Source organism: Streptomyces sp. NBC_00310, from assembly GCF_036208085.1.
In the GTDB taxonomy this organism is placed as follows: Bacteria; Actinomycetota; Actinomycetes; order Streptomycetales; family Streptomycetaceae; genus Streptomyces.
This window is the reverse complement of sequence record NZ_CP130714.1, coordinates 9,416,505-9,436,401: the sequence shown is the minus strand read 5'-3', so window position 1 is coordinate 9,436,401 and position 19,897 is coordinate 9,416,505. Positions and strand designations below refer to the sequence as shown.

At 71.1% G+C, this 19,897-nt stretch carries 17 protein-coding genes; 13 read left to right on the top strand and 4 right to left on the bottom strand.

Features of this window, described 5'->3' with window-relative positions; genetic code table 11:
- Window positions 1-477: 477 nt before the first annotated feature.
- Together OG202_RS41115 and OG202_RS41110 are read right to left on the bottom strand one after the other, a co-directional pair.
- Entirely contained in the window at window positions 478-1,878 is a 1,401-nt protein-coding gene (locus tag OG202_RS41115; RefSeq protein ID WP_327726820.1) for an amidohydrolase family protein, read from the bottom strand.
- 345 nt (window positions 1,879-2,223) lie between these two features.
- Entirely contained in the window at window positions 2,224-5,118 is a 2,895-nt protein-coding gene (locus OG202_RS41110; protein ID WP_328224409.1) for a helix-turn-helix transcriptional regulator, read from the bottom strand.
- Window positions 5,119-5,805: 687 nt separating this feature from the next.
- Between OG202_RS41110 and OG202_RS41105 the strand changes: the two genes are divergently transcribed.
- The 3 genes from OG202_RS41105 to OG202_RS41095 are packed head-to-tail and all read left to right on the top strand — an operon-like array spanning window position 5,806 to window position 8,002.
- Window positions 5,806-6,870, top strand: a complete 1,065-nt coding sequence (locus OG202_RS41105) for an aromatic ring-hydroxylating dioxygenase subunit alpha (protein ID WP_327726823.1) — start codon at window positions 5,806-5,808, stop codon at window positions 6,868-6,870.
- Window positions 6,867-7,049, top strand: coding sequence for a hypothetical protein (locus tag OG202_RS41100; RefSeq protein ID WP_326574615.1), 183 nt, complete (start codon window positions 6,867-6,869; stop codon window positions 7,047-7,049). Before OG202_RS41105 ends, OG202_RS41100 begins: the two co-directional genes overlap by 4 nt.
- Window positions 7,046-8,002, top strand: coding sequence for a PDR/VanB family oxidoreductase (locus tag OG202_RS41095; RefSeq protein WP_327726824.1), 957 nt, complete (start codon window positions 7,046-7,048; stop codon window positions 8,000-8,002). The genes OG202_RS41100 and OG202_RS41095 overlap by 4 nt, the downstream gene beginning before the upstream one ends.
- Here OG202_RS41095 and OG202_RS41090 read toward each other — a convergent pair.
- The gene (locus OG202_RS41090; RefSeq protein ID WP_327726825.1) at window positions 7,953-8,894 is read right to left on the bottom strand and encodes an IclR family transcriptional regulator domain-containing protein; all 942 of its coding nucleotides are present in this window, start codon (window positions 8,892-8,894) and stop codon (window positions 7,953-7,955) included. The genes OG202_RS41095 and OG202_RS41090 overlap by 50 nt on opposite strands.
- A 272-nt stretch (window positions 8,895-9,166) precedes the next feature.
- On the opposite strand from OG202_RS41090, the gene OG202_RS41085 reads away from it, so the two are divergent.
- From OG202_RS41085 to OG202_RS41070, 4 genes are read left to right on the top strand one after another with little or no spacing between them, the layout of a single operon-like run.
- Complete coding sequence (locus tag OG202_RS41085) at window positions 9,167-10,135, top strand: ABC transporter substrate-binding protein (protein ID WP_326574618.1); 969 nt, start codon at window positions 9,167-9,169, stop codon at window positions 10,133-10,135.
- The gene (locus OG202_RS41080; RefSeq protein ID WP_327726826.1) at window positions 10,132-10,905 is read left to right on the top strand and encodes an ABC transporter permease; all 774 of its coding nucleotides are present in this window, start codon (window positions 10,132-10,134) and stop codon (window positions 10,903-10,905) included. The genes OG202_RS41085 and OG202_RS41080 overlap by 4 nt, the downstream gene beginning before the upstream one ends.
- A complete protein-coding gene (locus OG202_RS41075) occupies window positions 10,902-11,678 on the top strand; it encodes an ABC transporter permease (RefSeq protein ID WP_327726827.1) in 777 nt (258 codons plus the stop codon). The genes OG202_RS41080 and OG202_RS41075 overlap by 4 nt, the downstream gene beginning before the upstream one ends.
- Before the next feature lie 26 nt (window positions 11,679-11,704).
- Window positions 11,705-12,499, top strand: coding sequence for an ABC transporter ATP-binding protein (locus OG202_RS41070; RefSeq protein WP_327726828.1), 795 nt, complete (start codon window positions 11,705-11,707; stop codon window positions 12,497-12,499).
- An 82-nt stretch (window positions 12,500-12,581) separates the two neighbouring features.
- Here OG202_RS41070 and OG202_RS41065 read toward each other — a convergent pair whose 3' ends face one another.
- A complete protein-coding gene (locus OG202_RS41065) occupies window positions 12,582-13,265 on the bottom strand; it encodes an MmyB family transcriptional regulator (RefSeq protein ID WP_328224408.1) in 684 nt (227 codons plus the stop codon).
- Between the two features lie 274 nt (window positions 13,266-13,539).
- On the opposite strand from OG202_RS41065, the gene OG202_RS41060 reads away from it, so the two are divergent.
- The 6 genes from OG202_RS41060 (at window position 13,540) to OG202_RS41035 (ending at window position 19,884) form a co-directional block, all read left to right on the top strand.
- On the top strand, window positions 13,540-14,196 hold the full coding sequence (locus OG202_RS41060; RefSeq protein WP_326574623.1) for a helix-turn-helix domain-containing protein: 657 nt from the start codon (window positions 13,540-13,542) through the stop codon (window positions 14,194-14,196).
- 31 nt (window positions 14,197-14,227) lie between these two features.
- A complete protein-coding gene (locus tag OG202_RS41055; protein ID WP_326574624.1) occupies window positions 14,228-14,758 on the top strand; it encodes a toxin-antitoxin system, toxin component in 531 nt (176 codons plus the stop codon).
- Window positions 14,759-14,811: 53 nt separating this feature from the next.
- A complete protein-coding gene (locus OG202_RS41050) occupies window positions 14,812-16,026 on the top strand; it encodes an MAB_1171c family putative transporter (RefSeq protein ID WP_327726829.1) in 1,215 nt (404 codons plus the stop codon).
- Entirely contained in the window at window positions 16,010-17,437 is a 1,428-nt protein-coding gene (locus tag OG202_RS41045) for an FAD-dependent monooxygenase (protein WP_327726830.1), read from the top strand. The genes OG202_RS41050 and OG202_RS41045 overlap by 17 nt, the downstream gene beginning before the upstream one ends.
- A 125-nt stretch (window positions 17,438-17,562) precedes the next feature.
- Entirely contained in the window at window positions 17,563-17,790 is a 228-nt protein-coding gene (locus OG202_RS41040) for a hypothetical protein (RefSeq protein ID WP_326574627.1), read from the top strand.
- Window positions 17,791-18,459: 669 nt separating this feature from the next.
- Complete coding sequence (locus tag OG202_RS41035) at window positions 18,460-19,884, top strand: cation:proton antiporter (protein ID WP_327726831.1); 1,425 nt, start codon at window positions 18,460-18,462, stop codon at window positions 19,882-19,884.
- The last annotated feature ends 13 nt before the right edge of the window (window positions 19,885-19,897 follow it).

Genomic DNA, 19,897 nt, shown 5'->3' with positions numbered 1-19,897 from the left:
CACCGAGAGCGGACTGCTGCTCCTGGGCAGTGAGCCGTTCGACGAGAAGATCTCCTGCGGTGGAACTCCATCGGCCGCACCGGTGAGGAGATCGCCCAGGGCCCGTGCGGACGGGAACGCCGGGCGGCGCTTCGGCACTGTCCACGGCTTCCAGGGGGGATCCCTCCCACGCCGGATCTTCCCGAGGCCGCTCAAGGCCTGCGGCCGGGTGCGCCGAGTCCGCGCACGCGACGCCGCAGGGGAGGCGTCCCTGTCTCCGTCGGGGCCGGTGACACCCCCTCGCCGGCGGACGCCGAGCCGGGCCGGCCGCTCGGGACGGGCCGGCCGGGCACGGTTGCTTCCACGTCGGCCGGTAGCCCGGCAGATGTGATGTGGCACGGACGAGCCCGTAGGGCAGCGGCGCGCCTGGTGGCCCCTCACCCGCGAGGACGGCGCCACCCGACGGTGGCGCCGTCTGCCCGCGGGGCCGGGCGAGGGTCAGGAGGTGGTACCGGCGTTGAGGACGTGGTCGCGGGAGGTGGCGACGTCGTCGCGCAGGGCGGCGAGGTCGACGTCCAGTAGGCGTCCGTCCCACTTGCGGACCTGCCCGGCGACGAAGACGGTGTCGACGTTACGGGCGTCGGTGCCCAGCACCAGCGTGCCCACCGCGTCGTTCAGCGGCATGTTGTTGACGTCCTCGGCGCGGACCACGAGCACGTCGGCCTGCTTGCCCGGCGTGAGCGAACCGGTCACCTCACCCAGCCCGTTCGTCCGGGCCCCCTGCAGAGTCGCGAAGTCCAGCACGTCGAGGGTGCTGATCCGGCGCGGCCGCGCATCGGTGCCGTAGGCGGCGTTGACCGCCCGCATCCGCTGGATGGCGTGCAGGGCCCGCATCTGCGTGAACATGTCGCTGGCCAACGCGACCTCCACATCGATGCTCAGTCCCGGCCGCACCCCTACCGCCAGCGCCTCGTCCACCGCCGGGATCGCCGACTCCAGGCCGATCTGCGCGTCCGACGTCGGCGCCAGCGCGATCGTGGTCCCGCTGTCGCCGATGGCCCGCCACGCGTCCGGGGTCAGGCCGGTGGAGTGGATCAGCGTGAGGTCCGGACCCAGCAGTCCTTGCCGCTCCCACTCCAGGATCGCCCGCGACGACGGCAGCCCGAAGACCGCGTCCACGCTCACTCCGACACCCAGCTCGCGGGCCGCCGCGGCCAGCCGCGGCCCGTACTCCAGCTCCGGGCCCGCGATCTCACCCGTCGCCAGCGTGGCGATACGGAAGGTGAGGAGGCCGCTGCCGTACTCCTTCTGAAGCCGCGCCACGTCCGAGGGCCACTGCTTGTCCCAGTCACCGAAGTGTGGGGCCATCGCCGCGTGCACGCCTCGGATCCCGGAGTCCGCCAGCGCCTGCACCGCCGCGTCGGAGTGCGCGGCCGTGCGCGAGTTGTGGGAGAAGTCGAGCATGGTGGTGATGCCGCTGTCGAGCGCCGTGAGGGCCGCCAGCCGGGTGCCGACATACATGTCCTGCGGGCGGTACACCTGTGCGTATCCCAACAGCGTGGTGGTCACGTAACCGCCCAGGTCGTCCACGTCCGGCATGACGCGGCGCAACTGCGTCTCCCAGGCGTGTCGGTGCGTGTCCACGAACCCCGGTGCCACGACGCATCCCGTGGCGTCGATCACCACCGCGTCCGTGGCGGCGCCCTGCGCCCGCAGGTCCTCGCCCACCGCGGCGATCACCTCGCCCTCGATCAGTACATCGCCTCTGGACAGCACTCCGAGAGCCGGATCCATGGTGACCACCGTGGCCCCCGTGAGCAGTACACGCCTGTCACGGTCGCCGGCCGAGGCGCTCAGCCGGTCCAGCAGGCCCTTGCGTACGGAATCGTCGAGATACATGAGACACACCCACATTCGATCGGAGGGACACCGCCGACACCTGGGCGGGCCGGCTGCAACCACCGTCGTCGCGTCCTGTCTCCCGCACCAGGCCGCCGTGTACCTGGGAGTACCACTCCCAGGAACCGTCCGAATGGCCGCTGCGGCCGAGGACTCGAAAGGCGGGCTCGGACGGCGCGCCGCGCCGCCGGAAGGAGCGTCGCCGTGGGCGGGCTCGCCTCCTGTACGCAAGGTCCCACGCCTCCGGCCGGCCCGGCAGGGGACGTGATCATCCGTGTCCTCGCGCCGGGGGCGTGGTCCCGGCCGGTGGACCGGTTCGCGGCCGCCGCAGGCTCCGTAGCGGGTTCACAGCTCGCTCCGCTCGGCCGGGCGCAGTCCTTCCACGTGGCGGAGCTGACGCCGCGAGGGGACGTCGAGCTTGCGCAGGATGCTGCGGACGTGAGCGTCCACCGTACGGGGACTGACGAACAGGGCCGCGCCGACCTCGCGCGAGGTCTCTCCCGACGCCACCATGCGGGCAACGCGCAACTCCTGGGCCGTCAGCGTGTGCACGCCCGTGCTGGGACGCACGGACCGCTCGCCCGCCGCACCGAGCCTGATGGCGGCCCTGGTCCGAAAGGCCCGCGCTCCGGCACCGGAGAACACCGTCCATGCTTGCCGCAGCGGTTGGCGAGCCTGAGTGCGGCGCCCGGTCTTCAGAAGCCACTCGCCCCACAGCAGGTGGGCACGGGCCGCCTGCAGCACGGCACCGGCCCGGGTCAGTTCCTCCACGGCCCGCCGATACGACTCCTCCTTCTCCCGGCCGTCCCGGAACAGCGCCTCCGTCTGCAGATACAGCCCCTCGGCCCACGGGGTGCCGCACGCCCGGGCGTTGTCCCGAAGCACCTCGCAGGCAGACCGGGCCGAGAGCGTCTGCCCACAGGCCGCGGCGGCCTCGGCGCACTCCGCCGCCAGCAGGGCCCGGTACCCCGCACCGGCACCGTCGTACAGCTCCCCCACGGCCGCGAGCGCCGCCTCCGGCCGACCCGCTCCGTTGTGCAGGACTGCGCGGGCGTATTCCGTGGCCGTCAGCAGCCGCCCCTCCCGGCGGTCAGCGGCCTCACGTGCCGCGAGATCGATGAGCGGGACACCCCTCTGCTCGTCGCCCCGCCACGCGACCAGCGCGAGATCCGCATAACGCAGCGGCGCCATCCCGAGGGTGTCGGTGATGCCGTGGGCCTCCGCCACCCGCTCCGCCGCCTCGTCCAGACGGCCGAAGTGCAGGTCCACCATGGCCTGGTGGTTCAGCGCGATGGACAGTGCGGCGTGGTCCCGTCTCTCGCGCGCGCTCCGTACCTGCCTGCCCACCAGCCGCTGCCACGCCCGCGCGTCACCCACGTACAGGGCGGCGTCGCTGGCGAGACGTGCCACGTTCGGGTCGTCCAGCGCATCGGAACGGGCCTCGGCCAGAGACCGCCGCACCACTCGTGCCATGAGCGCTGCGGCGGCCACGGGCCCTTTCGAGACGGAGGCCATCTGGGCCCGCAGCACAAGGCTCACGACACCGTCCGCGCTTGCGGTGCTGTCAGTGCCGTCAGTGCCGTCGGTGCTTTCTGCGCTTTCTGTGCTTTCTGTGCTTTCGGCGTCGGCCGAGTCGTCCGTGTCCGGGGACGGGTCCGGGGGCACGGCCAGGTCAGGGCATATCCGCTGCGTCTGGGCGACGATGTCCACGATCCGCTCCCGGGGCAGGTGTCGTCCGGAGTAGGCGACGGCCGCGAACGCGTCGAGCAGGACGTGCCGAGCGGAAACGGGGTCCTCGTCCGCCACCAGACGTGCCGCGTCCACCAGGAGGCGCACCGCCTCCTCGTCACGCTGCACGGCGTACGCCGTGCGCGCGTGCAGCAAGGCAACCCGGGCGTGGTCCGCGGCGGGCATCGGTTCGTGTCTGAGGGAGGCCAGCATGGCGAGTGCCTCGCGGAACGCGCCTGTCTCCCGCTTGGCGCACGCCGCCGACAGCAGCCGCGACGCTCTGGTCCGGCGATCCACCGTCAGAGCGGCGGCCAACTCCCAGAAGCCGCAGGCGACGGCCGCCCCGGTGCCCCGCGCCGCACTGCGCGCAGCATCCTCCAGACGGCCGGCCACCTCCTCGTCGAAGCCTGCGGCGGCCTGCCCCAGATGCCAGGCGTGGCGGTCGGGTTCCTGCATGGCGTCACAGCACTCGGCCAGGGTGGCATGCGCGCGCCGCCGCTCGGTCGAGGACGCCGCCGCGTAGACCATGGACCGCAGGAGGGGGTGGCGGAAAGACATCCGCGTACTGGTGTCGAGGATGCCCGCGGCCTCCGCGACCGCCGCGGCGTCCGGGCCGATGTCCAGCCGCGCCGCGGCCCGGCGCACCACGAGAGGATTGCCGTCCGGTTCCGCCGCCGCCAGGAGCAGCAGCAGCTGTGTGTCGGTGGGGAGTTGGGACAAGCGGATGCGGAAGGACTCCTCCAGCCGCTTCGGCCCTCCCCTGTATCCTCCGACCGACCTGGCCGCCATCTCCGTCGGTCCGATCCAGCGGGGCAGATGGAGCAGAGCCAGCGGATTGCCGTGCGCCTCCGTCAGAACACGCTCGCGCACCCGCTGGTCGAGCGGGGCGCGGACGGTGCCGTCCAGCAGCTTCCGTGCGTCCCGGTCACCGAGCGGCCTGACGTCACGCGTCGGCAGGCCGGCCAGTTCCCCGAGGCAGCCGATGTCCTCGGCGGCGAAGACGAGGGCAACGCGCTGGGCGGCGACACGCCGGGCCACGAAGGCAAGCACGGCGAGCGAACCGGGGTCCATCCACTGCGCGTCGTCGACGAGGCAGACGACCGGCTGCTCCTCGGCGGCGGCCGACAGCAGGTTCAGGACGGCCAGCCTCAGGTGCAGCGGGTCGGGGGCCGAGCCGGAGCGGCGTCCAAGCGCGACGCCCAGCGCGTCGCGCTGCGGCTGCGGCAGGCCGCCTAAATGGCGCAGTAAGGGACCGGTCAGGTGCTGGAGTCCGGCGAAGGAAAGCTCGGTCTCGCTCTGTGTGTTCTCCAGGCGCAGAACACGCAGTGTCCGGTGCTCGGCGTGCACGCTGTCGAGCAGGGTGGTCTTGCCGATGCCTCCCTCGCCGAGCAGTACGAGGGCGCCGCCGCTGCCGGCGCAGGCTCGCCGGACGAGATCCCGCAGCGCGGCGGTCTCCACACTGCGGCCCAGCAGCCCCGGCGCTCCGGGGCTGACCTCTGATCGGTCACCCATCCTGTCATCGACCCGCACGATCGTCCTCCCCCACCCTTTCGACAGCTCACGTCTGTGTCTCGTCGTCGCGACGGATGTCCGTGGCTCCGGTGTGATCCTCGGTCAGGCCCGTCTATGAACCGTCTATGAGGCGTCTAGCTAGAAGTGATCCGTCGGTCGCTGCCCCACCACCCGCGGCGGCGGCACACGGCGCACAGGCTGCCTGCCTGGTCGTGCCCAGCCGGATCAGGGCAGATCAGGCCACGTCCGAACCCTTTTCCGGCGTGAACGTGGCAGGAAGGCGCACCGGCCCCCGGGTGATGCCCGCGGGCAGCCGGGTGACGCCTTCCGTCGGCCGGGCCCACGCCATCTCCGGCAGGCGGGTCAGCAGCACCCGCGGGCGCGATCGACGCCTCCAAGCGGGCCAGCGGTGCCCCGATGGAGTGGATGCCGTGGCCGAGGGACACGTGGCGTGCGGGGCGCCGCGAGCCCACCCGTCCCCGGTCCGGCCTCATCACTTCACCTCGCTCCGCCCTGCTGCCCCCACCCACTTCTGCAAGACGCTCGGCAAAGCCCTCAGCAGCCCTTTCACAGAGACACTTCCGCCTGGCAGAAGCCGCCTTGCGCGGCGACCGCACCCGTCAGGAACCTGATCCCAACCACGGCACGCGGGGCGACGACGCCCCGCCGACAGGGACGGGAACCCCCATGCCTCACATGACCGCCTTCGCCAGGAACCAGTGGTACGTCGCCGCCTACGCCGAAGAAGTGGGGCGGGAGCTGCTCGGCCGGACGATCCTGGGTGAGCCGATCGTCTTCTACCGCACGGCGGAGGAGGGCACGCCGGTCGCGCTGCACGACCGGTGTGTGCACCGTCGGTACCCGCTGTCGGAGAGCGGGCTGGACGGGGACCGGATCGTGTGCGGGTACCACGGCTTCACGTACGACACGACGGGCGCGTGTGTGTACGTGCCGGGGCAGAAGCGGATCCCGCGGACGGCGCGCGTGGCCTCGTACCCCGTGGTCGAGCAGGACTCGCTGATCTGGGTGTGGATAGGCGACCCGGCGCTCGCCGACCCGCAGACCATCCCGCGCGCCAAGCACCTGGCCACCCCCGGCTGGGTCACCGTGCGCGGCATGGAGCCGATCGACGCCGACTACGGACTGCTCGTCGACAACCTGCTCGACCTGTCCCACGAGACCTATCTGCACGGCGGCTACATCGGCACCCCCGAGGTCGCCGAGACGCCGATCACCACCGAGGTCGACGAGGGTGCGGGCGTCGTGCGGGTGAGCCGGCACATGGACGACGCCGAGTGCCCGCCGTTCTACGCGAAGTCGACCGGTATCGAGGGGCGGATCACCCGCTGGCAGGACATCGAGTACTTCGCCCCGTGCCTGTACCTGCTGCACAGCCGGATCGCCCCCGTGGGCGTGGTCCCCGAGGCGGACGGCAGCGACCCGAACGGCTTCCACACCGAGATCACCTACGCCATCACCCCGTCGGCGGACGGCAAGGTGTACGACTTCTGGATGGTCTCCCGGGACTGGGCGACCGAGAACGACGAGGTCACCGAGTTCCTCAGGGGCAACAACCACACGGTCGTCATGCAGGACGTCGACGCGCTGAACCTGCTCCAGAAGACACTGGGCACCGAGCGCACCGGCTACCAGGAGCTGAGCATCAACATCGACACCGGCGGTCTGGCCGCCCGGCGTATCCTCGCCCGGCTGGTCGAGCAGGGTGAGAAGCCGGTGGAGAAGGTCCAGTGAGCACACCGCCCACCTTCCGGACCGGAGAGGTCTACCGCATCGACTGGCTGCCGGGTACGGACATCCTGCACGGCACCTGTCACTGCGGACGCGAGCACACGGCACAGGACCCCATCGAGATGTGGGAGTGGATGCTCGCCCACCCCCAAGGACACGAGCCGCAAGGAAACAGCACATGACCTCGTCCCCCTCGCCTTCGTCGTCGTACGAAGCCGAACTCATCGTCGAAAGGCGGGAGTTCGCGGCCGACGGCGTGCTCGCCCTCACCCTGAGGCACCCGCTGGGCGAGGAACTCCCGGTCTGGGAGCCGGGGGCTCACATCGACGTGCTGCTGGGCCCTGAGCTGGAGCGGCAGTACTCCCTGTGCGGCGACCCGGCGAACCGCGAGGTGTGGCGGATCGGTGTCCTGCGGGAGCCCGACGGGCGCGGCGGATCGGCCTACATGCACACGGAGTTGGCCGAGGGCGACAAGGTCCGTGTGCGCGGGCCGCGCAACAACTTCGCCCTGGAGCCGGTGCCCCGCTACCGGTTCGTGGCCGGCGGCATCGGCATCACCCCCATCCTGCCGATGCTGGCCGCGGCCGAGGCGGCGGGCGCCGAGTGGTCCCTGCTGTACGGCGGGCGCAGCCGTGAATCCATGGCGTTCCAGGAGGAGTTGGGAGCGTACGGGGACCGGGTGACCGTCGCCCCGCAGGACGAGGCCGGGCTGCTCGACCTCGGGTCCGTGCTGGACGGCCTTCCCGACGACGCCCTCGTCTACTGCTGCGGGCCCGGCGCGCTGCTCGACGCGGTCGAGGAGCGGTGCCCCGGGAAGGCGCTCAGGGTCGAGCGGTTCCGGCCGAAGGAGCAGGAGACGGGCCCGGACAGCGAGTTCGAGGTCGTGCTGGAGCGGACGGGGAAGACCGTGACGGTGCCCGTGGGGATCTCCGTGCTCGACACCGTACGGGCCGCCGGGGTCGAGGTGCTGTACTCCTGCGCGGAGGGCACCTGCGGGACCTGCGAGACGGACGTGCTGGAGGGCACCCCCGACCACCGCGACTCGGTGCTGAGCGACGAGGAACGCGAGTCCGGGGAGACCATGCTCATCTGTGTGTCCCGGTGTCAGGGGTCGCGGCTGGTGCTCGACCTGTAGCGACATCGGTCCGGCCGGTGACAGCGTCGGCCCGGCCGGTCGCCGCGTCCGCCAGGCCCGTGGCGGCGCCGGGGGCCACGGCGCGCAGCCGGCCCGCGGCCGTCCCCGTCACGCACAGGTCGGCCTCGATCCGGGCGACCGCGGCCAGCAGGTGGGGCAGCAGGTCGCGGCGTACCGACTCCACGGAGGTGCGGCCGGCGTGGACGGGGATGTTCACACCGGCCACCACCTCGCCGTCCCGGTCCCGGAGCGGAGCGGCGACCGATCGGAGCCCCTCCTCCAGTTCCTGGTCGACGAGGGCGTACCCCTGGCGTCGTACGCGGCGCAGCTCGGCCCTGAGCCGGTCGGCGGAGGTGAGGGTGCGCCGGGTGCGGGGTTCGAGGTCGGCGCGGGCGAGCCTGGCGTCGATCTCCTCGTCCGGCCGATGCGCGAGGATCACCCGGCCGACCGAGGTGACATGGGCCGGGAAGCGGGTGCCCACGGTGATCGTCGCCGTCATGATGCGGCTCGCGCTGACCCTCGCCACGTACACGATGTCGTCCCCGTCGAGGACGCACAGCGAGGACGACTCCCCGACCTGCGCGACGAGCCGCTCCAGATGCGGTTGGGCGAGGTCGACGAGGGTGAAGCCGGACAGATACGCGTAGCCGAGTTCGAGCACGCGCGGGGTCGGCCGGAACAGCCGGCCATCGGTGTGGACGTACCCGAGGTCGACGAGGGTGAGCAGGAAGCGGCGGGCGGCCGCCCGGGTCAGCTCGCAGGTCCGGGCGACCTCGCTCAGGGTCAGCGCGGGATGTTCGGCGTCGAAGGCCCGGATGACCGCGAGGCCCCGCTCCAGGGACCGGACGAAGTGCGGTTCACGGGCTCCGACGAACCGGTCTCGATCGGGCATCGTCGCCTCCAGGAAGCCGCTCGGACGCCCCACGGACGCCGCACGGGAACAGCACGGAAGCCGCACGGAAACCACACGAACGAAGCGCGGCACATGCGCTCCGTACGCACGGGGGTGCGCTCTGCGCACGCTAGGAGCACACTTCTGCAACTGTCAACGACCGTGCACGGCAAGGCCATTGACCCGAAACCGGTGGCGTTCTACCTTCCGGCTGAGCACTTCTGTGCGGTGTGCGCACAGCCTGTCGAAGAGCGGTCCCATATGGGGGAATCATGCGTCGTCTGCTCATCGGCCTCGCGGCCGGCACCTTGTTCGTCACCGCGACGGCCTGCGGTTCGTCGGGCTCCGGCTCGGACGGCGGGAACGCGGGCTCCGGCGGCACCACCACGCTCAAGCTCGGCGTCATCCCCATCATCGATGTCGCCCCGCTGTACCTGGGCGAGAAAAAGGGCTTCTACAGCGAACGCGGTCTCGAGTTGGAGCCGACGCTCGCACAGGGCGGGGCGGCGATCGTGCCCGGTGTCGTCTCCGGCCAGTTCGACTTCGGCTTCAGCAACATGACCTCCCTGCTGGTCGCCCAGTCGAAGAACGTGCCGGTCAAGGCCGTGGTGAACGGTGTCGCCTCCACCGGTGAGGCGGGCGCCGACTTCGCGGAGATCGCCGTGCCGAAGGGCAGCCCGCTGAAGTCCGCCAAGGACCTGGAGGGCAAGAAGGTCGCGGCCAACACCCTCGGCAACATCTGCGACACCTCGGTCAACGAGTCGGTCCGCAAGGACGGCGGCGACCCGTCGAAGGTCGAGTACGTGGAGATGCCGTTCGACCAGATGCCGGCCGCGCTCTCCAAGGGCCAGGTCGACGCGGCCTGCGTCGTGGAGCCCGCGCTCGCCACCATCAAGTCCCAGGGCGGCACCGTCCTCGCGTCGAACTTCGTCGACGTGTCCCCGGACCTCACCGTGGCCATGTACTTCACCTCCCAGCAATACGCGCAGAAGAACCCGGAGTTGGTGAAGAAGTTCCAGGAGGCCACCGCCGAGTCCCTCGCGTACGCCGACGAACACCCGGAGGAGGTACGGGAGATCATCACCTCCTACACGAAGATCCCGGAGAGCCTGCTGGAGACGGTCGTGCTGCCCCGCTGGCCCGCCGAGCCGGACCGTGCCTCCATCGAGCGGCTGGCCGAACTCGGCCAGGAGGACGGCCTGTTCGAGAAGGCCCCGGACCTGGACAAGCTGCTCCCGTGAGAGGAGCCGACGCCGCTCTCGGCGCGGCCGGGCTCGCGGGGTTCCTCTCCCTCTGGGAGGCGACCCCGCGGCTCGGCCTCGTCGAGGACGACTACCTCCCTCCGGTCAGCCGGGTCGCCGGCGCCCTCGCCGGCGAACTCGCCGACGGGGCCTTCTGGACGGCGCTCGGGGACACCCTCACCGGCTGGGCGGTGGGGCTCCTGATCGCCGTGACGGCCGGGATCCTCACCGGAGGGGTCATCGCCGTCGTGCCGCATCTGCGCGAGGCGACGTCCTCCACGATCGAGTTCCTGCGCCCGATCCCCTCGGTGGCCCTGATCCCCCTCGCCGTCCTCCTGTACGGCAGCCAACTGCAGTCGGTGCTCCTGCTGGTGGTCTACGCGTCCTTCTGGCAGGTCCTGATCCAGACCCTGTACGGCGTCCAGGACGTCGACCCGGTCGCCGAGGAGACCGCCCGTTCCTACGGTCTGGGCACCTGGGCACGGGTCCGGCACGTCCTGTGGCCCACCGCCCTGCCGTACGTCATGACGGGCGTCCGGCTGGCCGCGGCCGTGGCCCTCATCCTGGCCGTGACCGCCGAACTGGTCATCGGGGCACCGGGGTTGGGCCAGCGCATCTCGGTCGCGCAGTCCTCGCAGGCGGTGCCGGAGATGTACGCCCTGGTGGTGGTCACCGGGCTGCTGGGGCTGCTCATCAACGTGGGGGCGCGGACCGTGGAGCGGCGGGCGCTGGCCTGGCACCAGTCGGTGCGCGGGGAGGTGGCGGTGTGAGCCGCGTACTGCTCCGGCCGCTGGTCGCGCTCGCTCTCCCTCTCGTCCTGGTCATCGTCTGGTGGCTCGCGTCGGACGACAGCACCGATGTGTTCTGGCCGCCCCTGCGCACGATCCTCGGCACCTTCCCGGACGTCTGGACGGCCGAGCGGCTGCGCGCCGACGTCCTGCCCAGCCTGGTGCGCCTGACCGCCGGCTACGCCCTGGCGGCCGTGGCAGGAGTCGCCCTCGGCACGGTCATCGGCTCCTACCGCCGGGTGCGGGCGGTGTGCGAACCGGTCCTCGAATTCCTGCGGGCCGTGCCGCCGCCGGTCCTCGTCCCGGTCATCACGCTGTTCGCGGGCATCGGCGACACGATGAAGATCGCCGTCATCGCGAGCGGCTGCGTGTGGCCGATCCTGCTCAACACGGTCGAGGGCGTGCGCGCGGTGGACTCCGTCATGTCCGAGACGGCCCGGTCGTACGGCATCACGGGCGCGGCCCGGCTGCGCCACGTCGTCCTGCGCTCGGCGAGCCCGCAGATCTTCGCGGGGCTGCGTCAGGCGCTGTCCATCGGCATCATCCTCATGGTCATCAGCGAGATGACCGCGTCCAGCAACGGACTGGGCTACACCATCGTCCAGTTCCAGCGCGGTTTCGCTGTCCCCGACATGTGGACCGGCATCCTCGTCCTCGGTCTGCTCGGGTTCCTGCTGTCCGTCGTCTTCCGGCTGGTCGAGCGGCGTGTGCTCGGCTGGTACCACGGTCTGCGCGCGTCCTCCCGGCGGTCGTAGTGAAACTCGAGAAGGAGCGGCAGGCGATGCACGCCTTGCTTGACGTATCGGGCCTCAGGAAGGTCTACGAGGGTTCCGGCCGCCGGGTCGAGGCGGTGCGGGACCTCACCTTCACCGTCGACGCGGGTGAACTGGTCTGTCTGGTGGGCCCGTCGGGCTGCGGCAAGACGACCCTGCTGAAGTGTGTGGCGGGGCTGCTGGACCCGACGGCCGGTGAAGTCCTCCTGGGAGGACGGCCGGTGGACGGGCCGCCGCCGGGCATGGCGGTCGTCTTCCAGGAGTACGGGCGCAGCCTGTTCCCCTGGATGCGGGTCCGCGACAACGTCGAACTACCCCTGAAACAGAAAAAGTTGAGCAAGGTTCGACGGGGTGAGCTGGTCGACGACGCGCTCGCCTCGGTCGGCCTGGGCGACGCGGCGGGCGCCTACCCCTGGCAGTTGTCCGGCGGTATGCAGCAGCGGGTCGCCATCGCCCGCGCGCTGGCGTACGAACCGGACGTGCTGCTGATGGACGAGCCGTTCGCGGCGGTCGACGCCCAGACCCGGGCCGATCTGGAGGACCTCGTGCGGGGTCTGTGGCGGGAGCGGGGCATCACGATCCTCTTCGTCACCCACGACATCGACGAGGCCGTCTACCTCGGTGAACGCGTCCTGGTCCTCTCCGCCTCCCCCACCGTCGTACAGGAACAGCTCAAGATCGACCTCCCCACCGAACGCGACCAGTTGCACACCCGCGTGGCACCGCGCTTCGCGGAGCTGCGGACGCGTGTGTACGAGCAGATCCAGGCGGCGAAGCGGGGTGTCCCCCTGGACAAGGGGTGACCTCCGGCGCCGTCGCTGGACAAGGAGTGACCTCCGGCGCCGTCGGCGACCTGAACGCCGGCGGCGCCGGAGGGCGTGCGGCTCACCTCTCGGGAGAGGGCACCACGCTCAGGTGGGTCGACGTGGCGCGGCGGGGGCGGCGCGTCCTGCGGGTGGGGTCGGTCGGGCGGCCCACCTCGCGCAGGACGAGGGTCATACGGTGATAGCCCAGGTCGCGGAGGGTGTCGGGGCTCTCGCTGACGACCCGGCAGTGGGTGGCGCCCCAGCGCGGGTCCGGGTGGACCAGGGGGCGTACGGCACCGTCGTGCCGGCCGGCTTGGGGGCCGACCGTGCGGAGCCAGTGCGGGAGGCCGTGGCGGTAGGCGGCGTCCATGATGGGGTCCTGGGCGATCTCCCGGCGGATGGACTGCAGTCCCCGGTCCTGGCCGTGGCACTCCACGGCGGCGGCGAAGTGGGCGAGCATCGGCAGGCACCAGCTGGACTCGTGGTCGCCGAGGACCGTCGCGGCGTCCGGGTGGAAGAGCACGAAGCGGAGGAAGTTGTCGCCCGGCATGGCCGTCGGGTGCGGTCCCACGCCGTTGAAGAGTGTCCGGAACGCGGAGTTGGCCAGGACGACGTCCCAGCGGTGGTCGAGGACGACGGACGGGAACGTCACGGACTCCAGCAGCGCGGCGTAGTCCTGGAGGTACGCCTGTGCTTCCTGGGCTTCGGATGTGTCGGGGACGGGCCGCGGTACCGACCGCTGCCCTCCTGCCTGATGTGCCATCGGGAGGTCACCCCTCTTGCCTATGCGGCCTTCACGCGGCGCCTTGATCCTCCTGCCCTGGGCGGAGTCGTGTCAACTATCGTGGCATTCGGCGACGGTTGACGGCTGAATCTCGCCACAGTTGTGGCGATGCCTGGATGTGAGTTCGACAAAACCGCTAGTCTCCCCGCAGTTCACGGTGTACTTGCCGGGACCAGGGTCTCGCGCCAGGCTTGGTTCCACGGATTCCGCAGTACCGCGAAATTGGCCTGAGAGAGACGTAGGAGATCTGTCGGTGACGGATGGCTTCGAGGTTCCGGACGCCGCGGCGACGGTTCTGCTGCCGGCCGTCGTGGCCCGTGTCACCGCGCTGGCGGACAAGTTGCGCGTGGGGCACGCGGAGGTCTTCGACACCCGGCGGCTCTCGGTGGCCTCGGGTGTGCCGGAGGCGGTGGTGAAGGCCCTGCTGAGCGGGCAGCGCGCCGGTGAGCCGGACGTCCAGGCCCGCTTTCTGCAGCGCCTGGACCTGCTGCGACGCACCCGGCTCAAGCCGGGCGGCCGCAAGTACACCCAGCAGGAGATCGCCGACGGCGCCGGCATGTCGCGCCAGCAGGCGGGGGCCTTGATCAACGGTGACCGCCGTCCCACGATGGAGCACTGCGACGCCATCCAGCGCTTCTTCAGAGTGCACGCCGGTTTCCTCACCGCCGAGGATCCCGAGGCGCTGGCGAGCGCCCTGATGCGCACCGAGCAGGAGCTTCTCCAGCAGCTCGCCGACCGTGAGCGCGCGGCGGCCGAGGCCGCGGACGACCCGTTGCAGCGGCTGCTGCAGAACCACGGTGTGCGCTCCATCGCCTGGCGGGCGGCGCAGCTGCCCACCGACCAGCACCGCGACAAGGTGGCGGAGTGGCTGGACATGCTGCTGGAGAGCGTCAAGCGGCCCGAGTCCTGACCGGGGGAGATCTGTGGGCATCGGAAAGGAAATGCGCCGTCTGTGCGGCGAGTTGGTCGGCGAACTCACGCTGCCGGCGCCGGCGGACCCCGCCGACCTCTACGCCGCCCTGTGCGACGCCATGAGCAGACGCCGCGGCCGCCCCGTCCACTACCGTACGGCCGTCTTCCCGCCGGGCACGGCCAGTGGGCTGTGGCTGGACATGGCCGAGCAGGACCTGGTCGTCATCGAGGAACGCACCGCGCCCGACCACCAGTTGGTGATCCTCGGCCACGAGCTGTGGCACATGCAGGCCGGGCACTGCGGCCGGCACGTGGAGGGTGCCTCGGTCGCCGCGCGCTTACTGAACCAGGACGCCGATCTGCGGGCGACCGTGCTGAGGGTCGCCGCCCGTACTCGTTTCGACCTGACGGACGAGCAGGACGCCGAGAGCTTCGGACTGCTGCTGGCCAGCAAGTGCCGGGCGTGGCTCGCCGGTTCCGCGTTGCGCGGGCCGGTGCGTCGCGATCACCTGGCCGGCCGCATCGGGGCCTCGCTGGGCTACCGCGGGCCGCAGGGCTGAGCGGCCGGAAACGCAGCGACTCCGAGACGCAGAGACGCAGAGACGCCGAAGACATGGACGGGTCCAGCTACTACATTCCGGCCGTCGCGATGACGATCGCCCTCGCCCTCAAGACGCCCGCGCTGCTGCGGAACTGGGGCGATCCCCTGATCCGGTCCGTGTGCGCGCTGATGACGCTGGCCGCCCTGGTCTTCTGCTTCGCCGCGCCGCCGACGATCGCCGAGGTCAACCGCGCCACCGGCGTCACCAACGTCTCGGCGGCCCTCGTCTACGTCCTGCTGAGCGCCTTCAGCGGCTCCTGTCTGGTGCTGATCACCAACTGGCGCGGTGGCCCGCCCCAGGCGACACGCCGCCTCTCGCACCGCTGGATCGCCGGGTACGGCGCGGTGTGCGCGGCGATCGTGCTGATGTTCGTGCTCGGCGAGGCACCGGTGGAGCGGGTGCGGGACTTCGACACGTACTACGCCAACACCCCGTTCCTGCGCGAGATGATCGTGCTCTATCTGATCGGGTTCACCGTCGCGGGCGTCGCCATGAACGTCATGTGCTGGCGCTGGGCGCTCCAGGTGCGCGGCTGGCTGCGCGCCGGGCTGCTGATCATCGCGTTCGGCTTCATGCTCAACGTCCCCTTCGCGGCGGTCAAGCTGGTCGCCGTGGTCGCCCGCTGGCAGGGCGGCGACCTGGACTACCTGAGCACGTACGTCGCCCCCGTGCTGTCGTCCGTCGGCGCGCAGATCTGCGCGGTCGGCTTCTGTCTGCCGCTGGCCGGAGAGCGCCTCGGCGACTCCTGGACCATCTGGTCCATGTACCGTCGGCTCGGGCCGCTGTGGCGGGAGTTGCGGCCCGTCTGGGCCCAGGCGAGTCACGAGGTGCGGATCTCCTGGTGGGCGCCGGCCCGGCTCCAGATGACACAGCGGGAGTCCGACATCCACGACGGCATGCTCAGCCTGTACCCGTACTTCGACTCCGAGGTACGGGCCAAGGCGTACGACGCCGCCGTCGCGGCGGGCTCCGAGCCCGTCCAGGCGCGGGCCGAGGCCGACGCGGCGATGGTGACGGCGGCGGTGCGGGCCAGGGAGGACGACCCGGAGGGCCGGGTCATCAGCTCGGCCACGGCCGACGCACCCGCCCCCGCCCCGCCCGCCGAGAACCCCCGTGACCTCGTACGGATGTCCATCGCCCTGCGTCAGTCACCCGTTGTAGCCGCTGCCCGCGAATGGGCCGCCGCGACCAGGTCAGAGAGCGACTTCCATGAGCGAACCCGTTAGCGTCCCGCGCGACCGCGCGGTCACGTCTCCCCGGCGTGCCGTCGTCGTCGGCGGGGGCCTGGCCGGCCTGCTGGCCGCCGCCGCCCTGCGCGACCACGCCGAGGTCACCGTCGTCGAGCGCGACGCGCTGCCCGAGGGGCCCGAGCCCCGCAAGGGCGTGCCCCAGGCCCGCCACACCCATCTGCTGTGGTCCGGCGGGGCCCGGGCGATGGAGAACCTGCTGCCGGGGGTCACCGACGCCTGGCTGGCGGCCGGCGCCCGGCGCATCCCGCTGCCGACCGGTCTGGTCTCCCTGTCGGCCCAGGGCTGGGTGCGGCGCTGGCCCGAGATGGCGTTCATGATCGCGTGCAGCCGCGATCTGCTGGAGACGGTCGTCCGCGCCCGGCTCCTCGCCGGCCCCCGGGTCACCGTGCTCGACCGCACCGAGATCCTGGGCCTGGAGGGCGACGCCTCCCGGGTGACGGGGATACGGGTGCGCCCCGCCGAGGGCGAGGAGCGGGTACTCACCGCCGATCTGGTGGTGGACGCCGCCGGGCGCGGTTCGCGGGGCACGGCCTGGCTCGACGCGCTCGGCGTCCCGCCCGCGCCGATGGACGAGGTCGACTCCGGTCTCGTGTACGCCAGCCGGATCTTCCGGGCGCCCGCGGGCACCGAGGAGTACCCGGTGGTCAATGTGCAGCCGGACGGGTCGCAGCCGGTCCCGGGGCGGAGCGCGACGCTGGTGCCCATCGAGGACGGGCGCTGGCTGGTGACGCTGTCGGGCACCCGAGGGGGTCAGCCGACCGCCCGGGCCGAGGAGTTCGAGGAGTTCGCGCGCACCGTCCGGCATCCGGTCGTGGGGGAGCTGATCTCCCGCGCCGAGCCCCTGACGGACGTCGTGGTCACCCGCAGCACGATCAACCGGCGACGCTTCTTCGAGAAGGTGTCCGGCTGGCCCGACGGCTTCGTCGCGATCGGCGACTCGGTGGCCACGTACAACCCGATCTACGGCCACGGCATGTCCGTCGCCGCCCAGAGCGCCCTCGCGCTGCGTGAACGGGTGGCCGCGCACGGGCTCACGGCGCCGGGGCTCGCGCGCCGGGTCCAGAAGGCCGTGGCGGTGCCGGTGACTCTCGCCTGGGAGCTGGCCACCGGCACGGACATCCGCTACCCGGAGGCCATCGGCAAGCGGCCGAACACCGTGCAGAGGCTGTTCGGCCGCTATGTGGAACGGCTGATCCGGACCGCGCTCGGACGGCCCCTGGTCTTCAAGGCGTACCTCGGCGTGGTCACCCTCACCGAGCCGATCGGCGCCCTCGTCAGACCCGAGATCGTCCTGGCGGTCCTGCGCGGTCCCGTCAAACCCCCGCCGCCGGAACCGCCGCTGACGGAGCATGAGCGGGAGACGGTGCTGGGCACGGCACCGCGGTAGCCCCGGGCGACATCCCCGCGCGGAAGAGCGGGATTGTCAGTGGGGGACGGCAAGCTGGGAGTGTGCCACCCGTTTGCCGGGGCCGGCACCGAGTTTCGCCGATCCGACCAGGGGAGAGCCGTTCGATGCCGACCGCCGTACTGACCGACCGCGAGCGCGCCGCCGTACAGGCCTATCTGCGGCTGCTGGGGACCGTACGAGCAGCCTTCGACGGGCCGCCGGAGTCCCGCCGACCACCCGTGGTGCCGCCCGCCGCGCTCGCCGAGGCGGAGCGGGCGCTGGCGGCGGCAGGCCTCTCGGGCAACGAGGAGCAGTTCTTCCAGCTGCTGCGGAGCTGGTGCCCGGAGGTCTGAGCGCGCGAAGTGACGGTCCGCCGGCTGTGTCCGGCGGACCGTCACCGGACACCGGCGGTGAAACGCGGAAAGCACCCATACCGGAGGCGGCGCGAGCATCCCCGGCCGAGGTCCGGGCGGGACGGGGGCTGGTGCGCCGTCCGGGGCGGCGGCCGGGGCGGGGTTGCGGTGAAGGCCTCCGGCCGAGGAGACGGGGAGACGGGGAGGAGCGCAATGACCAATGCGTCGCCCCCAGCGTGGCTGCCTGACAGCAATGCGATACGCACTCACACCGAGGCATATATCCAGGTACCACCCGTCTATTGATGAGAGTCGCCAGGAATAGCGCCACAGCGGACCATGCGGGGAAAAGGTCTCGAAACCATCGACCAAGAGACGGAAGCCAATTGCAGTGACCACACAGAATGTTGGGGCCTCTGCGGCTCGACGAACACGTGGGCCTGACAGCCGTCAACAATAACTCAAATTCATATAATAGCTTTATTTAGTTCGAAGCGGCATCGAGGGAATGGGATGCCGATAAGTCGGCCATTTCGAGGGTTCATCGGAACACGCTCGGGTATCCCTGACGTAAAAGCATCATCCGATAAATGCACTGCATTGATCGTTGGAGCCTCCCCCACGCCTCCAGTACAAAGCGTCACTTCTCGATGGTCCGGAGGCGTGCCCATGTCCCTGACGATTTCGGATACGGCCAGGATTCTGATCGTGCTGACCGGCTTTCTGGTCGCGGCGCACGTGGGCGGTTACGTCTTCGCCCGGTTGCGCCAGCCTCCGGTGATCGGCGAGATCACGGGGGGACTGCTGCTCGGGGCCAGTGCCCTGGGTCTGATGGCTCCCTCGGTGAGCGCCTGGCTGGTGCCGTCCTCCAGCGCCACCGCCCACACGCTGGGGGCGGTCTACCAGCTCGGCACGATCCTGATGGTCTTCCTGGCCGGGCTGGAGATGCGCCAGAGCGGTCTCGGTGCGGAGCGCAGGACCGTGGTGTTCACCACCGCCACCGGCCTGGTGATTCCCTTTGCCGGAGGACTGGCCATCGCCCAGGGGGTCGACCCAGGTGACCTGGCGGGCCCGCACGGGTCCGCGGCGAGCATCTCCCTGGTCCTGGGACTGGCCATCGCGGTGACGAGTATCCCCGTCATATCCCGGATCATGATCGACCTCGGCATCATGGGCAGCCTCTTCGCCCGAATGGTGCTCACGGTGGCCGTGATCGAGGACGTCCTCCTCTACGTGGTCCTGGCCGTGATCCTCGGGCTGGCCCGCATCCAGGCGGACACCGCCTACGGCCTGCCCGCCCTGCTCCCCGTCGAGGGGATCGGCTGGGACGTGGCCTACTACGTGGGCGCCTCGCTGCTGTTCTTCACGGTCTGCCTGGCTGGGGGCCGTGCGGCGTTCCGACGGCTCGCCACGGGCACCCTGAAGGTGCTGGAACTGCGCAGCCCAGCGGCGTTCCGCCTGGTCTTCCTCTTCGCCCTCTGCCTGTCCTGCATGGGTCTGGGCATCGACCCGATCTTCGGCGCGCTCATGGCGGGCATCGCCATGGCGGGTCACGAAACGGCGTCCCCCGGGGAGGAGGCCGTACGTGGATTCTCGCTGGCCTTCTTCATCCCCATCTACTTCGCGCTGGTGGGCTTCCGCCTCGACCTAGTCCACGACCTCGACCTGGTCTTCTTCGGCTGGCTGTTCGTCCTGGCCTGTGCGGTCAAGTTCGGCAGCGTGTGGCTGGGGGCCCGCATGGCCGGCAAGTCACCGTCCTGGTCGACCCACTTCGCGGTGGCGATGAACGCCCGCGGCGGCCCCGGCATCATCCTGGCCTCGGTGACCTTCAGCGCGGGCGTCATCAATGGCCGGTTCTTCGTCGCCCTCGTGCTGCTGTCCATCCTCACCTCGCAGCTCGCCGGCGCATGGCTGACCCGGGCACTGTCCAGGGATCCCGCACTCTTCTCCTCGGCCCCACCGCACGCTCCGCCGGAGTCCGCTCCCGGGCGGAAGACGATTGAGGCAGTGGGCAGTTCCCATCCGCCCACGACCCCGGAGAGGGAGTCGGACGCAACGGGCGACGCCTCTGCGCATGAGCGGCCGCCAACCTGAATACGCCTACGCC

Bases quoted from the DNA above. Each gene is read 5' to 3' on its own strand.
- OG202_RS41115 (WP_327726820.1), bottom strand. From the start codon at position 1,878: ATGTATCTCGACGATTCCGTACGCAAGGGCCTGCTGGACCGGCTGAGC.
- OG202_RS41110 (WP_328224409.1), bottom strand. From the start codon at position 5,118: ATGGGTGACCGATCAGAGGTCAGCCCCGGAGCGCCGGGGCTGCTGGGC.
- OG202_RS41105 (WP_327726823.1), top strand. From the start codon at position 5,806: ATGCCTCACATGACCGCCTTCGCCAGGAACCAGTGGTACGTCGCCGCC.
- OG202_RS41095 (WP_327726824.1), top strand. From the start codon at position 7,046: ATGACCTCGTCCCCCTCGCCTTCGTCGTCGTACGAAGCCGAACTCATC.
- OG202_RS41090 (WP_327726825.1), bottom strand. From the start codon at position 8,894: ATGCCCGATCGAGACCGGTTCGTCGGAGCCCGTGAACCGCACTTCGTC.
- OG202_RS41085 (WP_326574618.1), top strand. From the start codon at position 9,167: ATGCGTCGTCTGCTCATCGGCCTCGCGGCCGGCACCTTGTTCGTCACC.
- OG202_RS41070 (WP_327726828.1), top strand. From the start codon at position 11,705: ATGCACGCCTTGCTTGACGTATCGGGCCTCAGGAAGGTCTACGAGGGT.
- OG202_RS41065 (WP_328224408.1), bottom strand. From the start codon at position 13,265: ATGGCACATCAGGCAGGAGGGCAGCGGTCGGTACCGCGGCCCGTCCCC.
- OG202_RS41055 (WP_326574624.1), top strand. From the start codon at position 14,228: ATGCGCCGTCTGTGCGGCGAGTTGGTCGGCGAACTCACGCTGCCGGCG.
- OG202_RS41050 (WP_327726829.1), top strand. From the start codon at position 14,812: ATGGACGGGTCCAGCTACTACATTCCGGCCGTCGCGATGACGATCGCC.
- OG202_RS41045 (WP_327726830.1), top strand. From the start codon at position 16,010: ATGAGCGAACCCGTTAGCGTCCCGCGCGACCGCGCGGTCACGTCTCCC.
- OG202_RS41040 (WP_326574627.1), top strand. From the start codon at position 17,563: ATGCCGACCGCCGTACTGACCGACCGCGAGCGCGCCGCCGTACAGGCC.
- OG202_RS41035 (WP_327726831.1), top strand. From the start codon at position 18,460: ATGTCCCTGACGATTTCGGATACGGCCAGGATTCTGATCGTGCTGACC.